Origin of the sequence: Dietzia sp. DQ11-38-2 (assembly GCF_014145055.1) — a bacterium.
Classification (GTDB): Bacteria; Actinomycetota; Actinomycetes; order Mycobacteriales; family Mycobacteriaceae; genus Dietzia.
On record NZ_JAALDW010000004.1, the window covers coordinates 1 to 4545 of the forward strand.

General features: G+C 69.8%; 3 protein-coding genes. 2 read left to right on the forward strand and 1 reads right to left on the reverse strand.

Annotation, left to right across the window (positions count from 1 at the left end):
* Window positions 1–1090 (reverse strand): MBL fold metallo-hydrolase (locus G6026_RS00140; protein ID WP_182611889.1); only part of this gene is annotated, 1090 nt, incomplete at its 3' end.
* A gap of 196 nt (window positions 1091–1286) precedes the next feature.
* On the opposite strand from G6026_RS00140, the gene G6026_RS00145 reads away from it, so the two are divergent.
* On the forward strand, window positions 1287–3791 hold the full coding sequence (locus G6026_RS00145; protein WP_182611890.1) for an MMPL family transporter: 2505 nt from the start codon (window positions 1287–1289) through the stop codon (window positions 3789–3791).
* Complete coding sequence (locus G6026_RS00150) at window positions 3784–4416, forward strand: TetR/AcrR family transcriptional regulator (RefSeq protein ID WP_228549637.1); 633 nt, start codon at window positions 3784–3786, stop codon at window positions 4414–4416. Before G6026_RS00145 ends, G6026_RS00150 begins: the two co-directional genes overlap by 8 nt.
* Window positions 4417–4545 lie beyond the last annotated feature (129 nt).

Genomic DNA, 4545 nt, shown 5'->3' on the forward strand with positions numbered 1-4545 from the left:
GCAGCCCCTCGAAGGTGGTCGTGTAACCGGTGACCGTGTCGATGCCGACGCGCAGCAGGTGATCCCGCATCGTCTCGGCCGTCTCGGGTCCCTCGGCGAGGACGACGATCGGCGTGTCCTCCTTCTCGGGGTCGTAGACCCAGGCGCCGAAGGAGGCGGCCTTGTCGACGCCGGGGACGTTGAGCGCCCCGGGGACGGTGCCGGCGTGGACCTCGTCCTGGCCGCGGGTGTCGACGACGACGACGTCGTTCGCCTCCAGCGCGTCGGCCAGCTCGGAGATGCCGTACTCGCGCAGGGGGGCCAATGGCCCGAGCACCGCCGGGCCCTCTTTGTTCTGCCGCTTCATCCGACCGAAGTACGCGTGCGCGTCCGGCTGGCCGTCGAGCAGCTCGGAGACGAAGCCCTCCTCGTCGTCGTCGCTGACGTACCCCGCCCACCAGGCGTAGCGACGCTCGTAACCGACGCTGGTCGACGGAAGTGCACCGAGGGCCTTGCCGCAGGCGCTGCCGGAGCCGTGGCCCGGGAAGACCTGGACGTGGTCGGGCAGGGAGACGAACGACTCCTTCAGGCTGCGGAAGATCTGCGAGGCGCCGGCGAAGCGCGTGTCGATCCCGCCCGCGGCCTCGTCGAGCAGATCCGGTCGACCGAGATCGCCGGCGAAGACGAAGTCGCCGGTCAGCATGTAGCCGGGGGTATCAGCGAAGGCGCCGTCGGTGACGAGGAAGGACAGGTGCTCCGGGGTGTGGCCCGGGGTGTGCACGGCCTCGACCGTGATGTTGCCCAGCGTGAGCCGGTCCCCGTGGTGCAGCCGCTCGGCCTCGAAACCGTACTGCCAGTCGTCGCCGCCCTCTCCCGAGACGTAGACGGTCGCGCCGGTCGCCTCGGCGAGCTCGCGGGTGCCGGAGAGGTAGTCGGCGTGGATGTGGGTCTCGGTCACCGCGGTGATGGTCATGCCGTGACGGTCGGCCAGGTCGAGGTACTCGCGGATGTCACGACGGGCGTCCACCACCATCGCCTCGTTCCTGGCCTGGCAGCCGATGAAGTACCCGGCCTGGGCGAGGTCCTCGTCGTAGATGCGCTCGAGAAGCATCGAGATCTCCTTGTCGATCGGGGTTCGGGTGGGTGTACCCCGACCATACATACCCTGGGGGGTATCGGCAAGGCGGCGCGACAGCCTTGCTGGGGTGTCCTGCGCCACACCTTCTTGCACGGGCTGTGCAATCGTGCAGCGCTCATGCAAAACTGCGAAGGATCGCTACCAGCACCTACGCACCAGGAGCCAGCGCATGGCGTCATTCCTCTACCGCATCGGGCGGACCGCCTACCTCTTCAGATGGCGGTTCATCGCCGCCTGGGTGCTGGTGATACTCGGCGTCGGCACCGCCGCGGCCACGATGTCCCAGCAGACCAGCACCACCTTCTCGATCCCGGGCCTCGAGTCGATCGAGACCCAGGACGAGATGCAACAGAGGTTCGCCGGGGCGGGTGACCAGCTCGACGCGCCGACGGGGACCATCGTCATCCGCGCACCGGAGGGCAGCACCCTCGTCGATCCGGCGGTCACGGACGACGTCGACGACTTCCTCGGGCAGGTGCGGGAGCTGGGCTTCCTCGCCGACACCGATGCCATCGTCAACCCGGTGATCGCCGCCGAGGGGGTGGCGCAGCAGCTCACCGAGGCCCAGGCCGCCCAGGGGGTCCCGCAGGAACAGATCGACGCCGACATCGCGGCGGTGAGTCCGCTGAGCGCCGACCAGACCACCGGCACCGTCCAGATCCAGTTCGACGCGGACACGACCATGGACATCACCGCCGAGGACCGCGAGGCCTTCGCCGACGTGGTCGCGGCGCACGAGGGTGACCTGACCATCGCCTACTCCGGCAACGCTTTCCAACTCTCGGAGATCAGCGCCATCGGCGAGCTCATCGGCATCGCCGTGGCCGCGGTGATCCTGCTCATCACCTTCGGTTCGGTGATCGCCGCGGGGATGCCGCTGCTCACCGGGGTCATCGGCGTGGGGATCGGCATCGCGGGCATCTTCGCCGCCACGGCCTTCACGGACACGATCAACACCATGACGCCGACGCTGGCGTCCATGATCGGCCTCGCGGTGGGCATCGACTACGCGCTGTTCATCGTCTCCCGCTTCCGCACCGAGCTGGTCAAACACATCGGCGGCAACGATCTCGAGCCCGCGGAACTCGCCGCGAAGCTCAGGAGCATCGACGCGCCCACGCGCGCGCACCTGGCCGGGTTGGCGGTAGGTAAGGCAGGCTCCGCGGTGGTCTTCGCCGGGCTCACCGTCCTGGTCGCCCTCTCGGCCCTGTCCATCATCAACATCCCGTTCCTCACCGCGATGGCGCTGTCCGCAGCCGCGACAGTCGCCATCGCCGTCCTGGTCGCCATCACACTGCTGCCCGCCATTCTCGGCGCCGTCGGGATCCGGCTCTTCGCGGCCCGGGTCAAGGGCGTCAGGGCGCCCGACCCGGAGGACGAGAACCCGACGATGGGACTGACCTGGGTCCGCCGTATCCGCGCCCGTCCCGTCCTCTTCGCCACCGCCGGGATCCTGCTGCTCATCCTGCTGGCGCTGCCCGCCACGCAACTGCGGCTGGCCATGCCGTCGGACGGCACGATGGCCCCTGGTACCCCGAACCGCACGGCGTACGACATGACGGACGAGGCGTTCGGCCCCGGTCGTAACGCGCCCATGATCGCCCTCGTGGACACCCTCCAGGTGCCCGAGGAGGAGCGTCCGTCGGCGTGGGCCACCGCGGCGGCGGACATCCAGGCACTCGACGGTGTGCAGAACGCCCAGATCATCGAGACCAACGAGGCGGGTGACGCAGCCCAGGTCCTCATCACACCGGAGTACGGCGCCACCGACGAGCGGGCCGCGGACGTCCTCGCCGAGATCCGGGCCGGAGCCGCAGACTTCGAGCAGCAGACCGGGGGGACCTACTCCGTCACCGGCGTCAGCCCGATCTACGAGGACATCTCCGAACGACTCACCGAGGTCCTCATCCCGTACATCGCCATCGTGCTGGCCCTCGCGTTCATCCTGCTCATGCTGGTGTTCCGGTCGATCTGGGTGCCGCTGATCGCGGCGCTGGGCTTCAGCCTGTCGGTCGCGGCGACCTTCGGCATCACCGTGGCCATCTGGCAGGAGGGCTGGCTGGGGATCATCTCCGACCCGCAGCCGGTCATCAGCTTCCTGCCGATCATGCTCATCGGCATCGTGTTCGGCCTGGCGATGGACTACCAGGTCTTCCTCGTCACCCGCATGCGCGAGGGGTGGGTGCACGGTAAGACCGCGCACAACGCGGTGTCCAACGGCTTCAAGCACGGGGCCCGCGTCGTCACCGCCGCCGCGCTGATCATGATCAGCGTCTTCGCCGCCTTCATGACGATCGACGAGCAGTTCATCAAGGTGATGGGCTTCGCGCTGGCGATCGCCGTCCTGTTCGACGCCTTCGTGGTGCGCATGACGATCATCCCGGCGGTGATGTTCCTCCTCGGCGAACGGGCCTGGGGCCTGCCGCGGTGGCTGGACAGGATCCTGCCCGCGGTCGACGTGGAGGGATTGGCGCTCGAGGCCGAACAGGGCTCCGCCCGTGAGACCGCCGGGGAGCCGGGGAGCGGAGACGGCGACCGTGCCGGCACCGAGGCTGCGGTGGCCGCCGGACGGCACTCCGCCGAGACCGTTGTCGATCAGAGTCCGGGGCCGGGCAGGCACGAGCTGCCCGGTGACGCAGCCGGCGGTGATGCCGGGACGCGGTCCGATGGCTGACCTGCGCGCGCGGAAGAAGGCCGACACCCTCACCCGCCTCTCGGTGGCCGCGGTCGAACTCCTGGTCGCCGAGGGGCTGGACGGGGCGACGGTGTCCGCGATCGCCGAGCGCGCCGGGGTCTCCACCCGCACGTTCCACAACTACTTCGCCCACCGCGAGGACGCGTTCCTGCACTTCCTGCGCGAGCAGGTCGCCGAGTGGGTCCGTCGGGTGGACGGGGCGCCGGCGGGGATGTCGCCGCTCGATGTCCTGCGGTCGATATTCCGGGAGTCCCACGGACGATCGCAGGACGACATCGTCGCGGCGGAGAACCTTCTCGTGGTCGGAGAGCAGGTCATGCTGCTGCTGCGCACCGGGGAGCGGAGCTGCGCCGCCAACGTGCTCGATCCGTTGTACGCGGCCGTGCAGCGCCGGGCCCCGCATCTGAGTCCTTTCCGCGTCCGCGTGATCGTCGACCTGGGCCTCGCGGCGGGCGCGTCGGTCCTCCGGCACCAGCCGCCCGGGGGCGAGCCGGGCGGTGGGGAAGACGAACGGGACACGGTGATGGACGAGGCCTTCGACCTGTTCGAGAAGGGGGCCGGTCACGAGTTCCGGACGACCCCGGGTCAGGCGGTGACCGACTAGCGCGGTGTCCGACCCGGACGACATCCGGCCGCGGACCGGCGGGGCGGCCCGCAGCTGACCACCTCGCCGTCCACGCCCGGCCTGGCCCCGTGTTCGCGCAGCCGCGGGACCAGCCGGCCGAGCGGCGGA